Origin of the sequence: Paenibacillus nitricinens (genome assembly GCF_052056485.1) — a bacterium.
Classification (GTDB): domain Bacteria; phylum Bacillota; class Bacilli; order Paenibacillales; family Paenibacillaceae; genus Paenibacillus_AQ; species Paenibacillus_AQ nitricinens.
Genome location: NZ_CP183948.1, coordinates 3,353,264 through 3,378,204, shown reverse-complemented (window position 1 = coordinate 3,378,204; position 24,941 = coordinate 3,353,264). Strand labels below are relative to the sequence as shown.

The 24,941-nt window shown below is 41.2% G+C and carries 22 protein-coding genes; 4 read left to right on the top strand and 18 right to left on the bottom strand.

The window, feature by feature from the left end:
* Nucleotide 1 precedes the first annotated feature (1 nt).
* Nucleotides 2–517 carry a GNAT family N-acetyltransferase gene (locus tag ACN6KS_RS14935; RefSeq protein WP_440962345.1) on the bottom strand — a complete coding sequence of 172 codons (516 nt, stop codon included), beginning with the start codon at nt 515–517 and terminating at the stop codon, nt 2–4.
* A gap of 118 nt (nt 518–635) precedes the next feature.
* Nucleotides 636–1,529, bottom strand: coding sequence for a LysR family transcriptional regulator (locus tag ACN6KS_RS14930; RefSeq protein WP_094874980.1), 894 nt, complete (start codon nt 1,527–1,529; stop codon nt 636–638).
* Nucleotides 1,530–1,823: 294 nt separating this feature from the next.
* Between ACN6KS_RS14930 and ACN6KS_RS14925 the strand changes: the two genes are divergently transcribed.
* On the top strand, nt 1,824–2,357 hold the full coding sequence (locus tag ACN6KS_RS14925; protein ID WP_094869033.1) for a GNAT family N-acetyltransferase: 534 nt from the start codon (nt 1,824–1,826) through the stop codon (nt 2,355–2,357).
* Between the two features lie 135 nt (nt 2,358–2,492).
* On the opposite strand, the gene ACN6KS_RS14920 is transcribed toward ACN6KS_RS14925, so the two are convergent.
* From ACN6KS_RS14920 to ACN6KS_RS14905, 4 genes are all read right to left on the bottom strand, one after another.
* Nucleotides 2,493–4,430, bottom strand: coding sequence for a hypothetical protein (locus tag ACN6KS_RS14920; RefSeq protein ID WP_094874978.1), 1,938 nt, complete (start codon nt 4,428–4,430; stop codon nt 2,493–2,495).
* A 148-nt stretch (nt 4,431–4,578) separates the two neighbouring features.
* Nucleotides 4,579–5,472, bottom strand: coding sequence for a sugar phosphate isomerase/epimerase family protein (locus tag ACN6KS_RS14915; RefSeq protein ID WP_094874977.1), 894 nt, complete (start codon nt 5,470–5,472; stop codon nt 4,579–4,581).
* Nucleotides 5,473–5,497: 25 nt separating this feature from the next.
* Nucleotides 5,498–6,355 (bottom strand): sugar phosphate isomerase/epimerase family protein, encoded by an 858-nt coding sequence (locus tag ACN6KS_RS14910; RefSeq protein ID WP_440962344.1) that lies wholly within the window; start codon nt 6,353–6,355, stop codon nt 5,498–5,500.
* The gene (locus ACN6KS_RS14905; RefSeq protein WP_094869037.1) at nt 6,352–7,410 is read right to left on the bottom strand and encodes a Gfo/Idh/MocA family protein; all 1,059 of its coding nucleotides are present in this window, start codon (nt 7,408–7,410) and stop codon (nt 6,352–6,354) included. Before ACN6KS_RS14905 ends, ACN6KS_RS14910 begins: the two co-directional genes overlap by 4 nt.
* 123 nt (nt 7,411–7,533) lie before the next feature.
* On the opposite strand from ACN6KS_RS14905, the gene ACN6KS_RS14900 reads away from it, so the two are divergent.
* Nucleotides 7,534–8,403, top strand: coding sequence for a helix-turn-helix domain-containing protein (locus tag ACN6KS_RS14900; protein ID WP_094874974.1), 870 nt, complete (start codon nt 7,534–7,536; stop codon nt 8,401–8,403).
* Nucleotides 8,404–8,585: 182 nt separating this feature from the next.
* Nucleotides 8,586–9,155, top strand: coding sequence for a stalk domain-containing protein (locus tag ACN6KS_RS14895; RefSeq protein ID WP_440962343.1), 570 nt, complete (start codon nt 8,586–8,588; stop codon nt 9,153–9,155).
* Between the two features lie 35 nt (nt 9,156–9,190).
* Here the strand turns inward: ACN6KS_RS14895 and ACN6KS_RS14890 are convergent, their stop codons facing one another.
* The 5 genes from ACN6KS_RS14890 to ACN6KS_RS14870 form a co-directional block, all read right to left on the bottom strand.
* The gene (locus tag ACN6KS_RS14890; RefSeq protein ID WP_440962342.1) at nt 9,191–10,090 is read right to left on the bottom strand and encodes a glycerophosphodiester phosphodiesterase; all 900 of its coding nucleotides are present in this window, start codon (nt 10,088–10,090) and stop codon (nt 9,191–9,193) included.
* Nucleotides 10,091–10,374: 284 nt separating this feature from the next.
* A complete protein-coding gene (locus tag ACN6KS_RS14885; protein WP_440962341.1) occupies nt 10,375–11,364 on the bottom strand; it encodes an ABC transporter substrate-binding protein in 990 nt (329 codons plus the stop codon).
* Between the two features lie 128 nt (nt 11,365–11,492).
* The gene (locus tag ACN6KS_RS14880) at nt 11,493–12,467 is read right to left on the bottom strand and encodes a helix-turn-helix domain-containing protein (protein WP_440962340.1); all 975 of its coding nucleotides are present in this window, start codon (nt 12,465–12,467) and stop codon (nt 11,493–11,495) included.
* Nucleotides 12,468–12,721: 254 nt separating this feature from the next.
* Nucleotides 12,722–14,482: a dihydroxyacetone kinase subunit DhaK gene (dhaK, locus tag ACN6KS_RS14875; protein WP_440962339.1), complete on the bottom strand. Its 1,761-nt coding sequence runs from the start codon at nt 14,480–14,482 to the stop codon at nt 12,722–12,724.
* 1 nt (nt 14,483) lies between these two features.
* Nucleotides 14,484–15,620 carry a glycerol dehydrogenase gene (locus ACN6KS_RS14870; protein ID WP_440962338.1) on the bottom strand — a complete coding sequence of 379 codons (1,137 nt, stop codon included), beginning with the start codon at nt 15,618–15,620 and terminating at the stop codon, nt 14,484–14,486.
* Nucleotides 15,621–15,822: 202 nt separating this feature from the next.
* On the opposite strand from ACN6KS_RS14870, the gene ACN6KS_RS14865 reads away from it, so the two are divergent.
* Nucleotides 15,823–16,857, top strand: coding sequence for a PocR ligand-binding domain-containing protein (locus tag ACN6KS_RS14865; RefSeq protein ID WP_094874968.1), 1,035 nt, complete (start codon nt 15,823–15,825; stop codon nt 16,855–16,857).
* 46 nt (nt 16,858–16,903) lie between these two features.
* Here ACN6KS_RS14865 and ACN6KS_RS14860 read toward each other — a convergent pair whose 3' ends face one another.
* The 7 genes from ACN6KS_RS14860 to ACN6KS_RS14830 all read right to left on the bottom strand — a co-directional run bounded on the left by ACN6KS_RS14860 (nt 16,904) and on the right by ACN6KS_RS14830 (nt 24,875).
* Nucleotides 16,904–17,830 (bottom strand): VanZ family protein, encoded by a 927-nt coding sequence (locus ACN6KS_RS14860; RefSeq protein WP_440962337.1) that lies wholly within the window; start codon nt 17,828–17,830, stop codon nt 16,904–16,906.
* Nucleotides 17,831–18,024: 194 nt separating this feature from the next.
* A complete protein-coding gene (locus ACN6KS_RS14855) occupies nt 18,025–21,195 on the bottom strand; it encodes an ATP-binding cassette domain-containing protein (protein WP_440962336.1) in 3,171 nt (1,056 codons plus the stop codon).
* A gap of 137 nt (nt 21,196–21,332) precedes the next feature.
* The gene (locus ACN6KS_RS14850) at nt 21,333–21,749 is read right to left on the bottom strand and encodes an SRPBCC family protein (protein WP_440962335.1); all 417 of its coding nucleotides are present in this window, start codon (nt 21,747–21,749) and stop codon (nt 21,333–21,335) included.
* On the bottom strand, nt 21,746–22,072 hold the full coding sequence (locus ACN6KS_RS14845) for an ArsR/SmtB family transcription factor (RefSeq protein WP_440962334.1): 327 nt from the start codon (nt 22,070–22,072) through the stop codon (nt 21,746–21,748). Before ACN6KS_RS14845 ends, ACN6KS_RS14850 begins: the two co-directional genes overlap by 4 nt.
* A gap of 252 nt (nt 22,073–22,324) precedes the next feature.
* Nucleotides 22,325–23,233, bottom strand: coding sequence for a hypothetical protein (locus ACN6KS_RS14840; RefSeq protein ID WP_440962333.1), 909 nt, complete (start codon nt 23,231–23,233; stop codon nt 22,325–22,327).
* Nucleotides 23,230–23,787 carry an RNA polymerase sigma factor gene (locus ACN6KS_RS14835; protein WP_440962332.1) on the bottom strand — a complete coding sequence of 186 codons (558 nt, stop codon included), beginning with the start codon at nt 23,785–23,787 and terminating at the stop codon, nt 23,230–23,232. Before ACN6KS_RS14835 ends, ACN6KS_RS14840 begins: the two co-directional genes overlap by 4 nt.
* A 221-nt stretch (nt 23,788–24,008) precedes the next feature.
* The gene (locus tag ACN6KS_RS14830; protein ID WP_094868789.1) at nt 24,009–24,875 is read right to left on the bottom strand and encodes an alpha/beta fold hydrolase; all 867 of its coding nucleotides are present in this window, start codon (nt 24,873–24,875) and stop codon (nt 24,009–24,011) included.
* Nucleotides 24,876–24,941 lie beyond the last annotated feature (66 nt).

Sequence of the window (24,941 nt, the reverse complement as noted above, 5' to 3'; positions counted from 1 at the left end):
TCTATCCCCTTTGAATGAATTGTGGTTTATTTATGAGTGTTTTTTTCATCAGATACATAATGCCGTCACCATTCTGCTGATCCAGTTCCAGAAACCGTTCATACCCCCGGCGTTCATACATTTGAACTAACCATGGGTGCTTCTTCGCCGTTGCCAGCGTGACCGCAGCCGAACCCAATTGTCCAGCAATAATGTGCTCTTCCACCCAATTCAGAAGCTTTCCACCATAACCTCTGTTACTGTAATCCGGATGAGCAGCAAACCATTTAATAAAAGGCAGTGGGCTAATCTTCTTCATCTCTTCTTCTTTTGAAAGTGTTATCGTCGCAACTATCATTCCATCAACTTCCAGCACATAACACTCATTCGTAGCAATATTGTCTTCAATAAGTGCCAAGTCAGCTGTAGCCGCCGGCCAATGCAGCCCGAGCTCGCGAATCAGCTCATACGCACGATATGTAACCTCTAGTAAATTCTCCGCATCTTTCAGTTCTGCCAATCTGTATGTCTCACTCATCGCAAGCCCTCCATCCTTCCGAAATTAAATTTATAATTCCTATAGAAATAGTCAACATTATATGCAATTAACTTTATCACTGCATGTGACCATGCGCTAATAGAGTTTTTTAATACATCTATACAATTAGTCGATCTCCCGTTTTACCAATACCGAGTTCAAGAAGAGTTTCTATGAATTCAGCGTTCTCCCCATTTAATGAAATCAGGCTGGTTCGTAAGGAGATGCCTTCCGTCTCCGCAATATCCACCCGTACTAACGTCCCTGCCGCTACTTCCTCTTGCACACTAAGTGCCGGAAGGAAACAGATGCCTGCTTTTTTCAACACCAGCTTCTTGGCTGTCTCCAGGTTATCCACCTGATATTCAATCTTCGGCGGCTGTTCCATGCTCTCAAATACACGATGCAGCCGCATCCAATCCAAAGACCCGCATTCAAAAAAGACCAACGTCTCCTGACGGATATCCTCCAGCGAAGCGCGTTGTACCTTAGCTAAGCGATGTCCCTCCTGTACATACAGAGAGATGGGATCTTCGCAGAAAGGAAAAGCTTGAATGGCCGGATTTACGACCTTACGGATAAAAGCCAGATCTAGCTCTTTCGATTTCAGCTTATCAATCAATACTTCTGTAGAAGCTGTCGTCAGCTTAATTGTGATATGCGGATACCTGCGCTTCAAATGAAGCATCAGATGCGGCATTAAATAATTGGAAACCGAAACAGTACTGCCGATCCTCAGTTCATTTGGAATATGCCCCTTGGCCTGCACCTGATATTTACCGTTCTGATAGATCTGAAGAATCTGCTGGGCATAGGGAAGAAATTGCTTTCCTTTATCCGTTAGGCTAATCTGCTTACCTAACCGATCAAACACTCTGCAATCCAATTCCCTTTCGAGCGATTGAATCCGTGCCGTAACTGTCGGCTGAGAGATATATAGGACTTCGGCCGCTTTATTGAAGCTTCCATAATGGTTGATGTAGACAAAAGCCTCAATATTTTCAATGTTCATCCCTAATCCCCCTAAACAAATATTAACTTTACTATTCCGATGTAAAAACAATGAAATATGACGATGCTTTCCTATAGATTTTGTTTATATCTTATTCACGTCCCCATTTTTTGTCAACTTAAATTCCGTGTAAATCAATCGGATTTCGAATCAAACGTTATGTTTATTTCATATAGAGCTTTTCTATTCATATATCAAAATTATAAAATACCCCTTATATAACTCGGAATTATCGTTTATAATGACTTCATTCTTATGAACTAATACATTGGACTGAAAGGGGATCCCGAGAATATGTCACAAAAGATTATTATCCGTGAAGCTGAGAATAAGGACCGCGATGCCATCGCTGAAGTGATACTGGACGCTTACCACCAATATTCCGAGATCATGCCCGAGCCGTTGTGGCTAGCTTACCAGAAATCACTTCTTGAATCTGTCCATGGCGATGCCCCGATCGTGCGGATCATCGCTGAAATCGACAAGAAAATCATTGGTAGCGCACTCTTGTTCAGCTCCTCGGAAACGGCATACGGTAAACCTGAGCTAGGCATTCACTCCCCTATCCTGCGCTTACTTGCCGTATCCCCATCCGTTCGCGGTCTCGGTGTTGCAACCCATCTAATTGATGAAGCTGCAAGGAGATCTCGCGAGTTGGGTGCCACCACTTTGAATCTGCATACCTCAGAAATGATGGCTTCAGCAATTAAGCTCTACTATCGCTTAGGCTTCAAACGGGCGTATGAGACCGATCTTATGAACGGCGAAACCCTGGTACAGGGTTTCCGGCTAGACCTACTGACTTCCGCCCGAACTACAGCAGGCTAATTATAAAATTCGGGTACAGATTAACCCGATGAATATAACGTATTCTTAAGCATTGTCTTGAAATTATAAAAAAGAAGCCTCGGGAAGCTTCCCAATGATCTTATGTGATCATTGCAGCGAGCTTCCGAGGCTCAATTAATTTCCTTTTTTATAGGTAATTTCTTTAAAACTCACAGTAATATTCCTTTCATTATCGGCATCGCTCATTTGATGATCTGGCGTAACGGTTGCGCTGGAGGGGATGGACGAAATGCTGGCCCCCCTCTGCTTCTTTTTTACATCATAGAGATAATAAGAAACATTCTTAACCTTCAGCCCTATAGTATCCTTGTACAAAAGTTCTACAGAATAGGACTTCATCACGGCTATATTAGCATCCATCCATCCTACAACTTCAACCGCTGCATCTTCATGGTCGCTTTCAGTCATAATAGTGCAGATGGGAAGCCCATCCTGATTATAAAAATTAATTATTTGTGGAGCTATTTTCAAATAATCGATATCGATGTCATGGATTCGGTTTTGGTTGACCTCTGCTGTATCCATCCAAGCAATCGTGCCCGCCGGGTTCCACTTTATTTTCTCAGAAGGTACATATCGCTCTTGTGGTAACGGTACAGTATGTAGCGAAGCTCCTTTATTATCGTAAAAGGTTAATTGCCCGCTCTCATCATCATGTACAAATCTCTTAAAGGTTGGTGAAAGAAATAGGGATGGCGCCCCAGTCGTCGAATGAGGGATTACGCGATATTTCAGAAGATGGACATCGTCCTGTCCTTTCTTCAGATCAAAGATCCATACATTACCGAGGTAACTCTGCATAAACAATTTTTGCTCATCAGCTTTCCATTGAAATTTATAAATGTAATCATAATCATCAGAAAGCGGCCAAAAGTCTTCCCGAAGACGTTCGATTTTTCCTGTAACAACATTGTATGAGGACAAATGATATTCCCCAGCTTCTTTCGTCAGATCCGATTCCAGAAATAATAGATGATCCCCGTCCAACGGGATTAGCATATTATAGTTGTTCATAAAGGCATTGTTCCAACGATTATTGGAATCGTTCAGCTCATCGCTCCATTTCACCTTAACCTCATCCGTAGCAGGATCATGGGCTAGCAAAGCATTGATTGCATTGTGATCTCCATAGAAAAAATGAATGGTGTGGTATGTGATTCCCTGCAGCTCAACTACTGCTCCACCGTTTAATATATAGTTATTTTCGGATATGCCCATTGGTTTAGCCACCAGATCTCCATTTGAGCTCCGTACTGCATTAAACTCCAGCCCCTTAAATGTTGAATCCATAAACGTAATTTTTTTTAACTCGGCAGTTGATTCCTTAGTAAGCGTGTAGCCTGTGCTCGTCTCATTCACATTCATTAACATGCCTTGCTCGCTTGATTCGTTAATCCATAAATGAAAGGCATATTTATTATTATCTGAAATTAGAACAATATCGTAGTTAGGCGTTGCGGTATTTAAATTCCCTGGTATTTGTACAGCGTTACGGATGGCTCGGACGAAAATTTCTATGGTTTCATGATCTATGTATTCTTCCTTTATGTTAGCATTCACAGAACCATGTGCTAGAGAGTCCGCTATTGTAATTCGCTTAATGTCCTCATCGATCTTTAGATTATCGGTTTCTGCTTGTTGATCATTTGATTGAAATAAGTGAAGCAATACTGCTTTTTCTGTTTCCGGCAACTTGTAATGCCCATTTTGTCCAGATTTGGTGATAAGACCATTATTCTCGCCAGAGATCCAGAATGAGAATTTTGCGTTTTCTTTATTCTTCATTTCAACAATGGCTTCATAATCAGGTGTAGCAATATCAAGCTTAGCGCTGTCATACTCAGCAGTATGTATAGTTTCATTGAATTGTTCTATTAAATTATTGTCCGTTATGGTCATCGATTCACCGCTGTCGTTCTGAATTGTTATGGAATGAACAGCGCTTAGATCGATCATTGTTTGATTCGCTTTATCCTTATTCCCTGTATTGATACATCCAACAATGATTACTGAAATGACTGCTAAAAGGGCTAGTAGATTTATCCTTTTCATATAGGCTCCCCCTTCGTATTCTCTCTTCTTTAACGTCAAATAGAGGATAAAGTTGCAAAAAGCCACCGTACAGGCCTGTTTTCCTGTAAGGCAGCTTCTCTTTTATCCCAAAGGCTGGAAGAACTATTTAATCTTTATCACTACGTGTTCAGACCCGAAAGCCCTTTAAAAAATTTACAGCCTGACGGATATCTTCCTCTGGATTAGTGCCAACTTCCCGTTCTATGGTCAGGAATCCTGTATAACCGATGTCGTTCAGCGCTTGCAGATAGTTGTTCCAGTCAACAGAGCCCGCTCCGAGCGGAACTTCACGAAAAGCTGTGCCGGTGTCGGCCATTTCAGCTATCTTCTCATGGTCTAATGCTGGTGCTTCATAACCATATTGACCGTAAACATCGCGCGGATCGATATCGGCAAGTTTGAGACCATCTTTAGCATGGGTGTGTACAATGTAGTCTTTTAGTGTATGAACACCTTGCACGGGATCATCACCAGTCACCATCACCATGTTGGCCGGATCAAAATTAACAGAAACCCCTTTGGAACCCAAACCGTCGAGGAACGTCTTCAGACGCGCAGCGGGTTCTGGCCCAGTCTCAATCGCAAAGTAAGAATTCATCTCATGCGCGTATCTGCTTAGTTCCTCACAGGCGATGTGCATGGTTTCATAAATTTTACTGTTGTTGTCAGAGGGAACAATACCGATGTGTGTAGTGACTATATCTGTACCTAGCTCCTTGGCCAGCTCCATAATGCGTTTGGACTTTTCGATTTTGGCATGGTTCTGTGCAGGGTCCTGAAAGCCATGTCCGCCTAAATCTCCAACGAGGGCAGAGATTTCGAGACCCAGTGAAGCGATGTATTCCTTCCATTCACGGCGTGCTGACGGAGAAAGGTTAGCGGGATCAAATTCACCTTGCACCGCGTAAATCTGAACGCCATCAGCCCCTGCTTCTTTTGCCTTACGCAAACCCTCTTTTACTCCGACCTGAAAACTGTCTACGATAACGCCGATTTTGTTAGTGATAATTGGTTTAACCATTGCAATAATCCTCCTTTAAAATGAATTAGATTTGGTTCCAAACACGCTTGATGTATTCCAACCCAAGTCTCGTCCCCTTACGGCACTCTTCCATTCCCTCAAATTCTACAGAGATATATCCGTCGTAACCGCTTTCCTTAACGGTTCGAATGACACTCGGCATATCAATGTCTCCTTGACCAACGATGGCCCCCCTCAACCAGTTCCCACCAGTAGACTGGAACCAGCCTTCGCCAGGCTGGCGATCCTGCGGACGAATATAGAAATCTTTGAAATGTACCATCGAAGCAAGCTTAATATTGCTAGTCACAGCAATAAGCGGATTCTCATCGGCGCACAGGAAGTTACCAATATCGAGTGTTGTACGGAAGTTATCTCTTCCTACTGCGTGAACCAACGCCTGTACACGATCGCTGTGCTGAATAAAGTAGCCATGATTCTCCACACTGGTCGTGATGCCCAAACCTGCGGCATAATCAGCAATTTCTCGACAGGCTTCAGCCAAATCTGGAAGCTCTTCCAAAAAGTGCGTAATTGATAGATCATTTGACGAGGCTACATCATGCCGCATCCGCTGAATGCCTAATGCCGCACAGACGTCTACTTCCCGCTTTACCCGCTCGACTTCCCGCTTTCTTTCCACTGCCTCCAGCCCGGAAAAATTCGCCCCGATAGCATAATTAGACAACTCTAGTCCACGACCTGCTGCCGTTCGTACAATCTGATCAATTAGCTCAGGATTCTCAACCAAATTGATGCCCAAGGGTACAATCTCCGCATGCTCCGCACCCAGATCGGCGATCGTCTCAATGACTCCTTCAAGCGTAAGCTCACCCGTTGAATAAGCTGAATGCAAACTGTAGGTACTGATTCCTAGCTTCATAGTTTCACCTCTTCGCCTTTGGCAGCGGATTCATAGATCGCGCCGAGAATCTTCATGATTGTAACGCCGTCCTGCACAGGACTAATCGGTGTAGAGCCGTTGCTGATGTTGTTCGCAAAATGATTAATCTCATTCTGGAATGCACTGTTGAACTCAAACCCCTTATGATCGGTCTGCGGGTAGGTATTGACGATCGTATCCGACTGTTCTTTGACGATGACTATCTCAGGATCAATTTCAAACCCGCCCTTGTCACCGTACAGGCGCACCGAGCGCTCGTCTTCTTTGGCATGCAGTGTAAAGCTAACATCAACCATCAGCGAAGCTCCATTCTCAAAGCGAATTAGTGCATTTGCTAAATCTTCTACCGTATTGTTCGCTGCGTCGTAATCAGCGGCTTTATAGAAAGAAAGATTCTTGATATTTGAACGATTGCCAAGCTTACGGTAGGTATTGGCACTGACTGATACTGGATTCGGACGGCCCATCAAATACCAGCATAGATCGATCACATGGACGCCGATATCAATCAATGGTCCTCCGCCGGAGCGTTCAATATCACTGAACCAGCCTCCGGGATTACCAAGTCTCCGGAACGTTGTTGCCTTCGCATAGTAGATTTCTCCGAATTCTCCTTGCTCCACCAATGTCTGAAGTAGCTGGGCATTAGAGTCATAACGCCGTACAAAGCCTACTTGCAAAATTTTGCCGCTCTTTTCCACTGCCTGCTGAACCAGAAGCGCTTCTTCAACCGTGCGGCAAAGCGGCTTTTCCACAAGTACATGCTTGCCTGCCTCAAGTGCCGCGATGCTGATCTCAGCATGAGAGTTGTTCCATGTGCAGATGCTGACGGCATCTATTTCGGAGTTAGCCAGCAATTCACGATAATCTGTGTATACGTTTTCCACGTTATACTCAGTAGCAACAGCTCGTGCACGCTCTTCATTCAGGTCACAAACCGCATATATGGTTGTCTGCGGATTATTCCGATAAGAACTTAAGTGCATGCCGGAGATAGAGCCGGTTCCTATTACGCCAATTTTGATCATATCCATTAATACTCTCTCCTTTATTTTGCATAGGTTATGATTCGTATTATAATGATTTCAACCCTAAACACCATGCAGAGCCTTGCGGTTTCATTTGTACAATTGTGCTATAGGAGGTGCTTTCAATAAATGTTGGACTATGATAAACATCTACAGGAACCCATGGACATGCCAGATCCCGAGTTTCCGATTAAAGTACATACCCAGCGCTTCAACCAAGAGGGAGTTTTGTTGTTCCCGCATCATTGGCATGAGCATCTTGAGTTTCTATTTATTGAAAGCGGTGAGGCTGTTTTTGAATGCGGACGAACACCGATCAACGTACGGGCTGGTGATTTAGTTGCTGTGAACAGCAACGAGCTGCATTATGGGGTCAGTGCATCTTCTGATTTATTGTATTATGCGATTATTGCAGATACTTCTTTGCTGCATAGTGCGGTTAGCGACGCTGCCGAAACCAAGTTCATCGCCCCGATTCAGCAGAACCAGCTGCTGTTACGTAATCATATCCGTGGGGATCAGCACATTACTGACTGTGCGCTGGCGATTATTCGGGAGCTAGAACTTCGCGAATTTGGATATGAGCTGGCCGTCAAGTCCGAGCTATACCGCCTGCTAACGCTGTTATTGCGCAGACATATCGTCACCGTGCTCTCACAGGCTGAGCAAGAAAGACGTATTCAAACGGTTGAACGCTTCGCACCTGTTTTACGTTATATCGATACCCATTACCAGGAACCCATTCAAGTTGACGAACTTGCGGCACTAACAGGGCTAAGCCGGTTCCATTTCAGCCGTCTCTTCAAGGAATTAACTGGTCATACGATATCGGAATATATAAATGCTGTCCGTTTAGACCGTGCAGATTATTTATTAAGGCATAGCCAGTTGACGATTTCTGAAATCGCTACCACTACTGGCTTCAGTGATATCTACTATTTCAGCCGGACTTTCAAAAAACATAGAAAAGTACCCCCAAGCAGTGTGAGAGGGTTCTAGTTAGGGTGAACAAAGGAAGCAGTCTTCTACTTGCTATCGCTCCTTAATTTTAACATCAAAAAGGTCAGGAGAGGGTAGTCCCCTCGTCTGACCTTCTCTTTTATTTTATTAATTGCATAAAAGAAACTATCTTCCATCTTATGGGTATAATTAACATAATGAAAATATAGGAGGAGATTTCATTGAGAAAAATAATTAAACTGACTATATTAGCACTTGGCATAATGATTCTACCGGGAACAATGATTTATGCCGCATCGAACCCATCTGAAGTTTCATTATATTTCAATAATGTGGTACAAAAACAGGCAGCAGTAATATCCGAGGGAGACATTCTCTTACCTGTTGAACAGCTCTCTAAAAATTTGTTTGCTTTAATCACTTTAGATGAAACAAGTAAAACGGTTCGAATCTACAAGCCAAATGTGAACATGGTATTGCTTGATAACAATGGGGAGATTTTCGGTAAGGTAAAAAGCCCTGCACGGTTTGCCTTTTCAACCTTATTACAAGTGGATCATTTAAAAACAGAAATTTCAGATATAAAACTTACAATCACTGATCCCGCTGACAAAACAGAAACTATCGATAATCAACAAATTAAGAAGAGTGAAGAAAACTTTTGGTTCAAAACTAACGAATTTACTTATTCGTTTAATACAAAAGGTACCTATACAATTCAAGTGTTTTTTAAAGACGTAAATTCAAAAACATGGTATCCTGTCTCTGAAATCGATGTATTCGGCATATGAATTTCCGATAGTTGAAATCTCGTTTTTTTAACTCCTCATTTCTTATTATTCTTAATCACTTCATTAAAACGGTCAGGAAAGTTGGTATGTACCCCGTCTACACCCCAAACCACGGCTTTGTCCATATTCACTTGATAATTCACTGTGTACGGAAACACCTTTAGACCAGCATTTTTCACCTGTGCGACATAGGATGAATTTATTCTTTGAAAGTTAGGGCTAATACCAACCGCATAAGTTTTCACCCGATTGATGAAAGATTCTGGTACTTTATAAACCGGAATATTATACCAGATAATTTGATAAAGCGGAATCTCCGGGTTAATCGAATGAAGCCTACGTAAACTCGCCTCACTAAATGAATGTACGGAAACATGATCAGACAGATTATATTTTTCAATTTGTTCGTTTAATATAGTTTCAATATTCGGATTCAAAGCGGGATCTTTAATCTCAATCATATAGTCCACTTCTTTTCCAAACCTTTCAAATACCTCTTCTAAAGTCGGAATACGTATTCCAGCATATTGATCCCTGGCAAACATGGGATACTGTTTGTTAAACCAAGAGCCAGCGTCTAATTTCGAAAGCTGCTCTACGGTATAATTCTTAACATAACCCGTTCCATTTGTCGTGCGATTAATAGTTTCATCGTGAATAACAACAGGAACACGATCCTTAGTTAACTGAATATCTAACTCAATATAATCGGTCTCCATATCAATAGCTAGTTCGAATGCAGGTAAAGTATTCTCAGGAGCATATCCCGAAGCGCCACGGTGAGCAATGGTATAGACTTTGTCCGCAGGCTCGAGAATTTCCTTCACTTTAGTACGAATCCATGGAGAATAGGCATACATCGAGGTACACAATAAGATCAACAAAAATATGTGAATAAATATAAAATACATCTTAGAATTTTGAATCCTTTGCATAAAGCTTCCCTCTTCTTTTCAATAATTTATTGTTGTTTACTTGGTGCTATTTTTCATAATCAATTCCATGATAGGCGCACCAATCAGATTAATCAACAATACACCAAAAATCAAATTTACGACAATCAGCATCCAAGTTCTGACTTCCAGCGAATCGTACAGCTTATAAAAACTCTTTGATTTTCATGAAAAAACCTTCATATTTCAGTCCTTCTCAAACTAAAAAACACTGATCCAGTTTAGAATCAGTGTCTTGAAGCGACTCATTTTTTTATAGAATTGCTTTACTTGTTGATATGTTCCTTGATTTGCTCAGCGATTTGTTCCAGCAATGCCTCTTTCCCTAATGCAAAGAAAGCTTCATTGTAGTTTTGTCTGCTAGTCATGCGATAGATATTATTCGATTTCACAGCTTTTAGGCTGCTCCAGACCTTACTTTGATCAAGAACATTCTGGTCATTATCAGATAATAAAATGATATGATCTGGATTAAAGGTAGATAGTGCTTCTAGACTTGTTACTTTTCCTCCCCATGGGTCTGGTTCCGGTGTACCTGGCGCGATGATTAATCCAAGATCATTAAAAATCATATCCGCAATACCTGTGCGGGAATAGATCCGGATTTCTTTCTCTGTAGCTTCGATTACTGCAAACGTCTCTTCTTTGGTAATCTCTGTGATTTGATCATGCAGCTGTTGAGCGCGTTGGTCATAGGCTTTCAGCCACTCATCCATTCCCATTTTCTTATCAAGTACCTCGGCAACAAAAGCAAAGCGCTCTCTAAAAGCATTAAAGCCATAAGGTACCCTTACTGTTGGAGCAATCATATTTAGTTGATCATAGATTTTCTCTTGCGTAGGCCCTGCCAATATCAAATCTGGATTTGCTGCAATGATCGCTTCCAAGTTCACTTCCGTTTGAAACCATCCAGCGGGAGTTACATCCGGCAGTTCTTTTTTTAGAATAGGTGTGATTTCCAGTGAATTAGCCATATCTGTATTCCCAGTAATCACAGGTCTATATCCAAGCACCAAAAGTTCTTCGGTTGAGCCAGATACATCGGCAATTCTAACCGGGTTTACCGGTATTTCAACATCTCCCTTGGCGTCCTTAATGGTACGTGTTCCGGAAGAATTCGTAGCGACGGGTTCAGATTTCACCGCAGGTGGAGCGTTTTCTCCTTGAGTCTCCTGCCCTGAATTCCCACATCCGTACAACATCACCATCATGAATAAGGCAATTACGACAAAAGAGATACGTTTTAAACTGAACATTTTTCCAACCCTCTCCAATCTATTGATAATCATTCTCACTATTAGCAAGTCCGATCATACACTCTGCTGATAGGCTGTACTACCGGCAGAGGGATTGAATAACGGTTTGGCGGATATTTATTGGTTTTCTAACGTTTTTTTATGATTTCAGAAGGATTTATTCCATACTGCTTCCGAAAGGCCTCCGCAAAATGGCTAAAGTTGTTGTAACCTACCATCGTCGCTGTTTGACTAACACTACTGTCCCCAGAACGCATGATTTCCCATGCTTTTTCTAAACGCTTGTTCCGTAAATAGGCAAATACAGTCGTACCGTACTCTTCCTTAAAACCAACTTTTAATTTGTATTCGTTAATCCCCGCCAGCTTGGACAGTTCAATGAGCGATGGAGGGTATGCCATTTGCTCAAGGATGATTTCCCTGGCTCTCCGAATGCTTTCTCGGTCACTGCGAGATAAATGCAAGCTACGTTTGAAACGATTCTGTTCAAAAAGAAAAGCGCCAAAATAGGCGGAAAGGAGTTCTAATGCCTTACCTTCTACGTACAACCGACGCATCGAGATATGATAGGGGCAATCCCTCAATTGAACCAATAACCGGGAGGTCTCTGGAAGAATCGGCATACGGAACATCCGAAAAGATTGTGTATTTAACAGCCCGGATAAACTGCAAGAATGTGTAGATTCTTGCTCCAGCATCCACGAATCGAACAGTGCTACCGGCACACCAATGGACAGTAAACGGATGGGCTCTGCACTGCGATAGTGGAATTCGGCGTGGAAATCCCGCATGAGCTGCAATGAACAACTGTCGGGCACCAACTCGTGACTGTTGCCTGTTACATGAACTTCTCCGCTGCCCTGTAGACAAAAGCTTAGCTCAATCATAGCTGCTTCGGATTGAACACGGACTAAACGATCCTCAGTGAAACGGTAATTACTATCAACAATTTCAATCCCGGAAGGTGTGATAACCCTATCGACGTATCCATGGTCACTAGGTTGTGAGAAATGCATTCGCTCTGTGGTGTCCCTTGTAGCCGGAGTCTCAAACAAATCATTAAAGTACCCGTTATAGATATTATGGATTGATTTTTTTGACATTAAGTTATACCCACAGCAGATCCGCGGTACACTGAAACCCCAGTACAGTGTTTTATCATGAGAAGATCACCTATATTCATTTATTAAATGATAACGATTATCATTTAGATCATTATATTCGAGACATTAGCTAAACTGCAACGGACAATACAAACACCCCCTCATCCTAAAGGATAAGGAGGTGTCAATTTCTATTCCATCGGCTTTTAACTTTCGTTGCATCATCCAGCTTCGGATTCAGCTTCTTTCATCTCTTATTTCATCGTTTTAGCTAGCTCTGTGAAAATAACTCCAAGCGCGTAAGCTCCCGCATCCGGATAACCAATGCTGCGTTCGCCTACTGTACCTGCTCTTCCCATACGGGCGACGATATCGGAAGTCTTCCGGGCACCGAGCACCGCCGCTTCTGCTGCTTTGATTGCTGCCACCTTGATATCTTCACCTTGCTCTGCACTCTGGGTCCAAGCATCCGCGAACGGAACGAGCGCATCAATCAAGGTCTTGTCACCAACGACAGCACCCCTACCGAAAGATCTTTCACCCGTATCCTGAATCCCTTTAACAACAGCCTGCATCATATCCGCAAACTCCTGAATAGACAATTCCCGCTTTTGCTGCGCGGACTTACTTGCTGCACGGAAGCCCGATCCCCAGATTGGTCCAGAGGCTCCACCACAATGCTCCATGATGACCAATGAACACGCATCAAGGAAGTCACCGATATTGTTAAGATGATGAGCTAGAATGTCTTCCCATTCTACTTTTAACTGCTTGAAGCCTTTGGCTACGCTCATCCCGAAATCACCATCACCGGCGTGGGCGTCTAGCTCACAGAAAGGCACCTCATTCTCGATAATGACCTCACTCATTTGATCGATCAAATAGACGATATTTTGCAAGGAAAACTGGTTATTCTTAATCACCGCTGCTTCAGCATCCGTATTATTCTTAAAGGATACTGTGCTGTCTGCTTTCTCTTCCTTGATGATCTCTGTATAGTTCACAGGCTCAAATGGACCTTTAACCGACAATGCCGGTGTATCGCACGGAGCAGACAACCATTTCTTCAACGTCTCATCCAGCTTCATAATCGACACTGATGCGCCAGCCATATCGATGCTGGTCATATAGTTGCCGACAAATACTTTAAACACTTGCTTATTCTTCGCCGTCAATTCACGGATCACAGAATTATTCAACAAATATAACTCTTGCAGTGGTGTTCCACCAAATCCATTGATCAGAACAGCAACTTCTTGCTGCGACTCATCGTTCATTTGCAAGTTGCTTAGCAAGGACGTAACCATTCGCTGCGCCAGTTCATCCGCTGATACGGCTTTTTCCCTGCGTATTCCAGGTTCACCGTGAATTCCGACACCGTATTCCATCTCATCCTCTTCGATATGAAACGTCGGGGTTCCTTTGGCAGGAACGGTGCAAGAAGTGAAGGCGAAGCCGATAGTCCGAACATGATCAATCGCATGCTGAGCTGCTTCTTTCACTTCCGCCAGAGACAATCCAGCTTCTGCGGCAGCCCCAGCTATTTTATGAACAAGAACGGTTCCAGCTACCCCTCTTTTCCCTACCGTATAAAGACTGTCCTCGACGGCAATGTCATCGTCCACCTTTACATATTCCACTTGGATACCGTCTTCGCTTGCGAGATGGGCTGCATTTTTAAAGTTCATGATATCGCCGCTGTAGTTCTTAATAATAAGCAGCGTTCCCTTTTTGCTCGCAGAACGGCGGATCGCTTGATAGACTTGAATCTGAGATGGAGATGCAAACACATCGCCACACACGGCTGCATCCAGCATACCGCTGCCTACGAACCCGGCATGGGCCGGTTCATGTCCACTTCCGCCACCGCTAATTAAAGTAACTTTATTGTTGTTGATTTCTTTTTTAGAGATCACTTTGAATTTATCGTTGAAATCCAGCTCAGGATGCGCCAAGACAAGTCCATTGCACATTTCCCGGACTAACGTTTCCGGTTTGTTCATAATTTTCTTCATCTTAAAGCTCCTTACTTAATTTATATTGACGGCCTAATTGGTCGGCAGCCATAATGGCTGATGCAACCGCCTCCTCTGAAATTGGGAACGGCATGGAATGAATGGATTCCTCAGCAATACAAGCTTTTTTAGCCACCTCAAGAAGTTCTTCGTAAGTGACTTTCTCCACTCCAATATCCGCTAGGCACACGGGAAGACCAATCGACAGACAGAAGTCCAATACTTCTCTTAATTCAGTACGATCCGCATTCTCAAGCACTAACTGAGCAATTGTACTGAAGGCTACCTTCTCACCATGATAATAATGATGTGTTCCTTCTAAAGCTGTTAAACCATTATGAATCGCATGAATCGCAGCCAGACCTCCGCTTTCAAAGCCTAATCCAGATAACAAAATATTGGTTTCAATGATATTCTCCAAAGCTGGTGTTACGATATTCAGATCGCAGGCTTGTTTCGCCTTGAAGCCATTTTCAAGTAAAGTGTCATAGCATAGTCTGGCAAGACCTAGCGCGGTAATTGTCCCCTTAGCTTCCCCACATACTCCTTCACGAACTCCGCAAGGTAAGCCGGCATTTACGTTAGAATAAGAATTTGCTGTAGCTCTTGCTTCAAAATAAGTGGAGAGTGCATCTCCCATCCCTGCAACAAGAAATCTTGTCGGTGCTTTGGCGATCACTGTGGTGTCGATCATGACTACACTCGGACTTTGCTTGAAGTAAGCATAATCATCAAATTCCCCTTCAGGAGTATAGAGGACGGCGGAATGACTGGTTGGTGCATCCGTAGCTGCTATCGTCGGAACGATGATCAATGCTTCTCCTTCTGCTACGCATTTTGCCGTATCAATTGCCTTACCTCCACCCAAACCAATCGTACATGCACATTGATGTTCCTTGGCTAGAGCTTGTAATCTTGCGACTTCTTGTCTTGAGCATTCCCCTTGGAAGCCACTTTCAACAAGCGTTATATTAAATTTCTGTTTAGTTGACTCCAATTTATCTTTCACACGTGTAACATCATCTGGATGGGCAATGAGTAGTGCAGAATCCCCGAATGTTTTTACAAAATAACCTAAATTCAAAAGTTCATTCTCACCTTGTACATATTTCGTCGGACTGATAAACGCTCTTCTCATTTTCATTCCTCCTAGGTTGTATATAGTTATTATTATAGATTGCTCTATTTCGGTATGCATGAAACAATAAGATCAGATTAAAGCGTTTTCTTATCGAGTTTTTTTGTCTTCTCATTAATAAATTGTATTATCTTGTCCTTTTGCACAAAAATTCGCTATAATGTTCATTATGTTTCTATAACTTTCCTAGGAGATTATCGTGATGTCCAAATCTCGATTTAATTTAGAAGAAATAATTGATTTGAAGAAATGGGAGAAACTACAGGACTCTCTGTCGCTCGTGACTAAAATGGCGATTCTTACCGTAGATTATAAAGGGGTTCCCGTGACTAAGCACAGCTTCTGTCAGCCTTTCTGCCAAGGCGTGCGCCAAGATTCTACTCTCTCTCCCTACTGTCAAAAATGTGATGCTCGTGCCGGCATTGAAGCTGTTCGCCAGAACAAGCCTTATATTTATTTATGCCATTTCAATATTATTGATATTGCCATACCCATTATTATTGACGATCAATATCTGGGAGCAATTATGGCCGGACAGCTCAAGCTTCGTGAACCTGACGTGTCACATCTGGAGCAGATTGTATCTAGACCCCCTAATGTTGAGTCGAACCTGAAGTTTCAAGCACTCAAAGAGGATTACGAGGCACTTCCTGTCTTATCCTACGATGAAGTAACGAAGTGCGTGGACCTACTACTTCAGTTAAGTACCTACATCGTGGAAGAAGCGATCCAGAAGCGTACTACCGTCGATTTGTACAAAAGAGTGCTGACCACAGATATGGATACATCTGCTTCCGCAGAAACTGTTGAAGAGACAGACCTGGCCTATCGCAAAATCCAGTCTCTTCAGCAAGAGTTGTCAGGGGCGCTCATTGAGACCAAATTGAAAAATGGAGCTCAAAGGCTCGTCGCTTCAAATACTGTACTTCAGCCTGCGTTTGATTACATCTATGCGCACAAGAATGAAAATTTCAATCTAAAAGAGATGGCCAAGCTTTGTCATATCAGCCCCAGTTATTTCAGCCGCATATTCACCAAAGAAACAGGTGAGAATTTCTCCCTCTTCGTTGCCAGACTCAAAATTGAATGGGCTAAACAGTTGCTGGAGTCCACCGAAGCCCCCATTCATCAAGTGAGCGATGATTTAGGATTCTGTGATACGGGCTATTTTATTAAAATATTCAAAAGGTTCGAGAACCTCACCCCGGCGGTATATCGGAATATGTATAAGGGATAGGCTACAAAATAAACCCTCCGTTAATACATTAACGAAGGGTTATTTCTTATTCCCACCAGTGTTTCATTTCTCTAAAACCAACATCCCATAGCTTCACATTCCCTTTTAGGATAATGGTTAATTCGTTTACGGTAATTAAAGAAGTATCTATAAGTTCGATATCCGGACTATATTGTTCAGCCGTTTGAAAGATTACGTTATCATCAGCTACAATAATTAGTTCACTGTTAGAATCATCTTTGACAGGGAAAGCAAAGTTAAGATACAACAATATCTCTTTTTTATCCCCCAAAATGTATTTGTATTGATGAGTTTCCTCACCTTCACTGCTATACAAGTTCATTTTCGGGTTTATGGTCTTACCTGTGATTGTTAAACTGGGAAGATCTTGCGTGATAGGCATATTTCCAGTAAGCTCTTTCACCTCCTGAAGTCCATGGATAACGCCTTCCTTTTTCTCCAAGGTAAAATCAATGATCTCAGAGATCCCCATGATTGCTATCAATAGAACAACAACAGTTAACGCCGATTTATTAAGTGATTTCCAAGTGATTGTTGAAATAAATCCTATCTTATAGGCACAATATCCGATGGTAGCTCCTAAAGTATTGGATATGATATCACTTACATCAAATGTACCTAGAAAAGTTAAAGATTGAAGTGTTTCCAGTACGAAAATACTAATGATAAACATCAGGATAAACTTTTTAAAAGATGAAGGATACAATAATGGGATTAATATCCCAAATGGGATAAATGCAACGACATTCCCCAAATTATAAATCCAAGAAAAGGATAGGTCAGAAAGGTTGGGGAAAAGCAGCGGAACATCTTCTGGAATCCACATAAACGTATACCCATACTCACTGTATTGATGCGCTACTCTGTTGAAAGCAAAAAACAAAAAATATAAAATTAAAAGCGTGTAAAGAATAGTTCCTATACTAAGGATTTTTCGTAATTTCACTCCCATAATGTCTTCACAATTCCCTCCATTTGGTCAATGGATTTAGTATATCTCTCCAAAGTGACTCTTCAGTGACACTATAAGTGACGATATCGTCACTCAAGACTTTTCATTGCTAATATAAAAAAACACACCCCCTAGAATTTCATCGGAATTTACCCTGAGGTTGATCCAATGTCTATTCTAAGCGGTGCGCTTCTTTAGTTATTTTGCTCAAGATATTGATAAACGGCCATCATTTCTTGTTTATTCAACTCACGAATACGATTGAAGATTGGAATATCAGCTACCTCCGCAATAGTTGAGCTTTCCGTCACGACATCACTTACCGTACCTGTTAGCCAGGTCTGCACATCAATGCCTTCAACGCTTTCCTTTCGCCCTTCATCATTAATGCCACTGGCATAACAACGAACACATGGAATCGTTAGCTTATAAACACCATCATGCAGTCCATCTTCTGATATGACTTTCTTCCCTTTGCAGAATGGACAGGGTTGACTAGCCTTTATCTTATTAATCAAAGTGACCAGTTTTTTGTACCCAAACGCTTCATAGACATAGGTCAGTTTTTTGTATTTTCCATTCGTGAAATACTTATCGATGATGTTTTCTCTAGTTTCGTTGATATTGTCAAAATCACAAATTGTAATCCGATTATTGATGCGGATAGATTCAATACTGCCGCTAATATTTCCCCAGAATGGCAAAGCATTTTGTAACACCATTTCATAGTGCGCAAAGCTCGCCAGCTCTAGTTCAAGCATTTTTAGAGCGACTTGTGTTTCCCTTGGCAATAGTGAGACATCCTCTGACAGAACCATATCACCGCCAACAATGGCTTTCATTTTTTCAAGCACCTGTAATTCGCCAACGGTTCCAATCACTTGATCCAGAGGCATCCCGATAATCTCACGGATATCTGTGTCGCCAAACTTGAGCTTCTTATGATGATTCAGTACGGTTCCTTTACAAATTGGACAAGTGATCATTATTTTCGACTGTTTAATATGCTCTTTAATGATCGCCTTCGAGATCACCATGTAGTTCCCAATGATGTAATTAAAGCCTTCCCAAGTTCTTGTCGCCTTACTTGCTTTATCATAAAATGACTTTTCCCAATACCCGTACCAAAACGTATGCTTTTCTTCATCCGTCATTTCATTATAGCTCTTGCTGAGATCTTGTCCGAGTTCATTCTTAATCTCTTCAAAGATGAATTTGATCTTGGGGAATTGATAGAATTTTAGAATATCCATTGCATCTGGATGCATTAAACCCTCCCAGAATGGTACATTTTTGTCTTGAAGCACCACATCAAAATCAAATTTTTCAATGACACGACGTCCCTTACAGCACGGACAATGATTATCTTGATAGTAGAAATCGAAGCTGCTCGTATCTTTATTCGTTGGATGCGCCGTTACAATATGGTTAATCAGGCCACCAATTTCATATAGAAAAGTATATTGACTATATAAATGTCTTTCCAGATCAATGGCAATGACCGGTGCAATCGTATCTGATTCATATTCACCATATATCAAACGTGCCATGGAGGATAAGCTTTTTAAGATACCACCTTTATAGATGTTTTCTGCATTTTTGAAATAGGCAATCTGATCTTCTTTTAAATAGTTGACGCCATTTTGTTGCCGCAGTGTGGAAGAAATTTGTAATGGAGCGACATGATCTTCACGGTTAAGTTGACGATAATACGCTTCATGGCTGACAACATCGAGATGCTCCACCGGTTCGAGCTGTCTTTTGCCAAAATCAACGATAAAGTCAGAGTTTTCTAACATATATGAGTTATGTTCAATCATCATAATAGAGACGGATTCATCCTGAAGAATAACCCTGATGCTGTCAATGAACTGATTTAGAATATTTTGTGATAACCCTTTGGAAGGCTCGTCAAAAATAAAAAGCGTATTCGGATTTCTAGAACCCGCAAATAGCTCGGAAACTAAATGGACACATTGAAATTCACCGGTTGATAATGACTGTGTTTTTCTCTCCAACGTTAAATAACCAAGTCCAAGCTTGATCAATAAGCTTAAGCGTCTATGTGCAATATCTTCATTTGGAAGTTCATCAATAATATCTTCTATGGAGCGCTGGAAAAGTTCATCAATCTCTTCACTATATTTGGTGAGCTTTCTTTTAATATCTAGAAACGTCGCAACCGTCGACCGACTGGTTATCGATTGGTTCCGATCTTGCCCTACAATCACCAGTTTATCTTTGGGATAGCGCTTCTGGAAATCTTTGGACATACATTCATTAACGAGTGTGGATTTACCGCAACCAGATTCACCTGTGAAAGTTACAACTCTATTGCGGGGGATCTGAATTTCGGCCATTTGAATATTACGGCAATAAAGATCATGAAAATGATAGTATTCTGTTGGTGTAACCTGATTAATGTCTCCATTGATCGGGCTTGGACGTGGCGATTCTTCAACAATTTTTCCACCGTACTTACCACTACCTGGTCCAAAGAACAATTGCTCGTCCGTAATATCTAATACCGTGTCAGAATGATCAATGAGCCAAATTTGATTTTTAAATCCTAGCTGTTTAATCTGTTCTAATATTTTCAAAAGGGTTTGATGATCCAGACCCACAGAGATTTCATCAATAATAATTACTGTATTTTCACTAGTTGCCATGAATTCTGCCAAGTAAAGTCGTGTTAACTCTCCTCCTGACAATGTGCCCATAATGCGATTTAAGGTTAAATAACCAATATTCATATGGATTATGTTCTTTAGAATGTTTTGTTTACCTTCACTAATATTCAGCACTTCTGCCAAAGAAAAAATAGTTTCAATACTCAAGTCATTGATATCGGAAATACTCATGTCTTGATTCAATACCTTTATTTTATATTGTTCAGTTTCGTGATTATAGCGGTTACCCTTACACTTTTTACATTCGATATTTTTAGTGGTGCCGCGACCTTTACAATCCGGACACCAACCTAATTCATTATTAAATGAAAATACCTCAGGAGATAGGTTGAATTGTTCAGCAAGCGTAACGCGAATCTCTGTAAACACACCCGTATGTGTGCCTATGGTTGATCGAGGATTGGAAGAAATCGATGATCTCCCTAGAAAAAGTACAAGTGGCATTTCTTCCATCTGGATCGCACTAAAGTTAGTTTCCATAATGTTAGGGAATAAATACTGATATTCTGCCTTTGGCAATAAAGAAACGAGACGCTTCTTGGATTCTTCGCCGATGGTTTGACAAAAGGTTGTTTTACCAGAACCAGACAAACCTGCAATCCCTAGGGATTGCTCTACGGGTAGTACTGCATCTAACTTATTAATATTGTTTGCAATTAATCGGTTTATTCTCATAGTGATTTCATCTCATCTCCATTCTCTTCAAATAGTATTGCCATGATTTATTCCATTAAAAAGGGCACTTTCCGTATTTCAGAAAAGCGCCCTATTCTTGAACCAAGCCAATGATTTTGAATCATTGGCGATTTATTTTAGAATTCTGCTAATACCTTTTCAAGCTGGCTGCCCATATTCGTCCAGGCATATTTAGCCCCTTCGATCGCACCTTGACGTGCTTTGGTTTCTTCACTAAATCCAGATTGACCAAGATGAAGATGAACCTTACCGTCAGACTCTTTGCTCAAAGTCCAAGTAACCGTAGTGCCTTCTCCGGCACTATGCCAAGTATAAGATAATGTATGTGGCTCTTCTACTACGAGAACCTCGCAATTTACAATGCCATCCCACCATTCATTAGGCTCTGCACGAAATTGGAATTTATGTCCTACGACTGGTTTAAAGTCATTGCTCCAAATCCATTTCGCAAGTGTATCTGAATCCGTTAAAGCGTTCCATACCTTCTCGATTGAACTTGTAAATTGAAAATCTAAGGATACATCTGGTTTCATAGTTCTTCCTCCAATAAAAGTTTTAGTTTATCAATTCTTTCTTTCCAGAAACCTTCATAAAAAGATACCCAATCTCGAATTTCTTTCAATGGATTGGCATTCAACCTATATCTCGTTTCTCTACCAACCTTTCGAGCAATTACAAGATCAGCATCTTTAAGAATAGACAAGTGCTTAGAAACTGCAGTACGACCCATTTCAAAATGAACCGTAATTTCATGTAGGGGTAATTCATCAACATCAGCCAATATTTGAAGTAGTTTTCGCCTAGTTGGATCTGCAACAGCGTCATAAACATCCCTCATTTGACTATTATCGTTCAAAACCACCCCCACCTTTTCCGTAATATTACCTGTAGTGTCACCGATTATACTTCATCAGTACCCAATAGGACACCATTTAGTGTCATATTGATTATAGGACACCAAAAGGTGTCGTGTCAAGATCCCTGAAATTAATTATCTGTTCTTTTAAATATTGAAATATGGAATAGGAGGACTACACGCCCTCCTATTCCTCTTTCCTATTCCAGATTAATTGAGTTCTGGTAATTCTTCAGCTCCAAATTTCTCTACTCAGTAAAGCGGCAACACTTCTTGTTTAAGCCCTGAAAAGAGCTCACCGGATTGATCAAAGAAGGTGTCAGACAATTGATAATAGGCATCTCCCATAGATACGACTTTTAATTCGGGAATGATATACATAGCCATATGGGTTCCATCCTTGAGGTTGAACTGTAGTTGATACGATTTTCCTTGAGACTGCGCCCCTGCTATAGCCTCGTATTCCTTATTGCTTAAATTAGCTGTTGTCGCGGTGTATAGCCCATCAATGATAGATTCCACAGCAACATGATCCGTCATTTTTTTCAACTCTTCATTCCCCACATGATTAAGAACATGGATATCTTTCACCTGCTTTTTCAGGTTAGACATATCCAGATATTCCTTAGCGGTCATCTTAGCATCGTTTACCTTCGCCACAATTTCAGCCAAATAGTACTGTTCTTCATACTTAACCGCAATACGGAACTGGGATGGGTACGTCGGAATTTCATATAGTTTTCCGCCAACAGCGAACGTAGAGGAATAATCCTTTTCTAGATCCTTATCTCCATCGTCCTTCCCGATCTCTTGGTTCATATCATACTCTAAGGTTCCAAGTGATTTCTCAGGCTTCATTCCTGTGAACTTAAACTGAGCACCATCACTTACGAATGCATAACGAAATCCGTTGTAATTTAAAATTTTCCGAACACCGTTGGGAGCTGATACTGGTGTTTGCTGCGATATTTGTGGTGAATTAGTCATTGATGTCTTCAGAGGAGAGCTGTAAATGGCAATTCCTAATATTAGTGCAGCGCAAGCAGCCATAGTTCCCCATTTCGCAAATGTTTTCTTATGAGTGCGTCTAGCTGTGTTAGCCTTTTCTACCAGATGTTCGTCTACATAACCAATCGTCTTAAATAGATCTTTATTATTCATAGGATATAGCCCTCTTTCATAAGGTATATTTGGAGTTTTTTTCGTGTTCTGAAAAGAACTGATTTGGTCTTACTTTCACTTATTGCAAATCGCGCTGAGATTTCAGCCAAAGAATCGGAGTACCAGTAACGTCTCAGAAAAATATTTCGATGATCTTCGTTTATCTTCAGCAGGAAATTGCTTATGGATTCAGCCATTTGTTCTTCCTCGTATTGACTCTCAACATTGTCTGGCGAGAATAAACAATCATTTAATTCATCAAGAATCGTATCGAATTTTTTATTCCGCTTTTTGGCCATATAATAATCGTATTTATTTAAAGCGATGTTTCGTGTGATCCTCCCCAGAAAAGATGATAGCTTTGAAGGTGATTTCGGCGGTATCGCTTCCCACGCCCCTAAAAAAGTATCGTTCACGCATTCTTCCGAATCTTCAATATTAGATAAAATGTTATGAGCGATCTTAATACAATAGTTCCTATATTTTCGGGAGGTTTCTTCTATTGCTGATTCATTGCGCGCAAAGTACAATTGTATGATTTCACTATCTTCCACTCCATCACTTCCGTTCAGTTTATTAAGGCCTCACTTATAAAGTAAGGAAAGTAGGGTTTAGGTTGCAAAAAAGTTTATTTTCTTAAGTAATCAAAGCAAGAAAACATTTTGGGTCTTCATAAGCTTCGACATTCCATGCTAAAAATATGACGCGTGAAAAAAAGCCGGTTTACCCTTTAATAGGCAACACCGGCTAATCTATTAAATCTTCCCTTTTTTATTTATAGTTGTTTTACAAACCAGGGTTTAATCAATGGTAACACCACGGCTGGCTGCATAGCTTTGGTATGATCCATTTGGGTTCCCCTTAGAATTTCAACATCCCAGCCTAAATCAGTCAATTGTTCTTTATTCTTTTTTAATATCCCGCCGATGTCCACAGTAACATTCCCAAAATTCTCACCATATACGATAGTATCATTTTCTCCTGCAAAAGCTAATTTTGGGAGACTCAGCAAATGGTGAATACTACGATCATCAAAAGCGGTAAGGCTCTCGTATAAGGCAACAAATTGAGCTGTTACACGGGTATCCATTGATACTTTGATGTTGTCCCAGTCTATCTCATCAAGATTCTCTGTTTCGATAGAGCTTTTTTCAGCTGCCTCATTTTGATTATTCAAAGCTTGGGTATGTGTTTTCTGAGTTACAATCAGCATCTCTTGATAGGGACCCTTATAAGGCGGAAAACCTCCCATGACCAAGCTTTCCAGACGATTTGTTCTGATACCCAATTGTAGACCAATTAAAGCTAACCATGAATATCCGTAGTAGCTAAAGCTCTTAACGTTCATTTCATCAGCAATGAGGAGCAGATCCTTCACAATATGGTCTACAGTTAAGTTGTCCACTGGATGTTGAAAGAGATGACCTTCATAATCAAAGTAAAGCACTTGAAAGGTATCCGAAAGACCTTCAACAAAATGTTTACCTATTTCAGGATCTACGCCCCAAAGCTTTAGATTTTCTGCTTCCTGATTGTACACGGATTTTTTAGCGATAGGTAACATGATGGTTGGACGATCTGATCCTCCTGTTAATCCTACTTCTATTGCTGAATGGTTGTTTAATCGTATGATTTTTTTCAAACAATCCTCTCCTTAGTGTTTTATAGAAATATCATATAACATCCATGCAATCTTTCGGTTTATCCC

Bases quoted from the DNA above. Each gene is read 5' to 3' on its own strand.
- ACN6KS_RS14865 (WP_094874968.1), top strand. From the start codon at position 15,823: ATGTCCAAATCTCGATTTAATTTAGAAGAAATAATTGATTTGAAGAAA.
- ACN6KS_RS14935 (WP_440962345.1), bottom strand. From the start codon at position 517: ATGAGTGAGACATACAGATTGGCAGAACTGAAAGATGCGGAGAATTTA.
- ACN6KS_RS14855 (WP_440962336.1), bottom strand. From the start codon at position 21,195: ATGAGAATAAACCGATTAATTGCAAACAATATTAATAAGTTAGATGCA.
- ACN6KS_RS14885 (WP_440962341.1), bottom strand. From the start codon at position 11,364: ATGTTCAGTTTAAAACGTATCTCTTTTGTCGTAATTGCCTTATTCATG.
- ACN6KS_RS14890 (WP_440962342.1), bottom strand. From the start codon at position 10,090: ATGCAAAGGATTCAAAATTCTAAGATGTATTTTATATTTATTCACATA.
- ACN6KS_RS14915 (WP_094874977.1), bottom strand. From the start codon at position 5,472: ATGGTTAAACCAATTATCACTAACAAAATCGGCGTTATCGTAGACAGT.
- ACN6KS_RS14925 (WP_094869033.1), top strand. From the start codon at position 1,824: ATGTCACAAAAGATTATTATCCGTGAAGCTGAGAATAAGGACCGCGAT.
- ACN6KS_RS14900 (WP_094874974.1), top strand. From the start codon at position 7,534: ATGTTGGACTATGATAAACATCTACAGGAACCCATGGACATGCCAGAT.
- ACN6KS_RS14850 (WP_440962335.1), bottom strand. From the start codon at position 21,749: ATGAAACCAGATGTATCCTTAGATTTTCAATTTACAAGTTCAATCGAG.
- ACN6KS_RS14880 (WP_440962340.1), bottom strand. From the start codon at position 12,467: ATGTCAAAAAAATCAATCCATAATATCTATAACGGGTACTTTAATGAT.
- ACN6KS_RS14930 (WP_094874980.1), bottom strand. From the start codon at position 1,529: ATGAACATTGAAAATATTGAGGCTTTTGTCTACATCAACCATTATGGA.
- ACN6KS_RS14920 (WP_094874978.1), bottom strand. From the start codon at position 4,430: ATGAAAAGGATAAATCTACTAGCCCTTTTAGCAGTCATTTCAGTAATC.
- ACN6KS_RS14860 (WP_440962337.1), bottom strand. From the start codon at position 17,830: ATGGGAGTGAAATTACGAAAAATCCTTAGTATAGGAACTATTCTTTAC.
- ACN6KS_RS14840 (WP_440962333.1), bottom strand. From the start codon at position 23,233: ATGAATAATAAAGATCTATTTAAGACGATTGGTTATGTAGACGAACAT.
- ACN6KS_RS14870 (WP_440962338.1), bottom strand. From the start codon at position 15,620: ATGAGAAGAGCGTTTATCAGTCCGACGAAATATGTACAAGGTGAGAAT.
- ACN6KS_RS14905 (WP_094869037.1), bottom strand. From the start codon at position 7,410: ATGGATATGATCAAAATTGGCGTAATAGGAACCGGCTCTATCTCCGGC.
- dhaK (WP_440962339.1), bottom strand. From the start codon at position 14,482: ATGAAGAAAATTATGAACAAACCGGAAACGTTAGTCCGGGAAATGTGC.
- ACN6KS_RS14910 (WP_440962344.1), bottom strand. From the start codon at position 6,355: ATGAAGCTAGGAATCAGTACCTACAGTTTGCATTCAGCTTATTCAACG.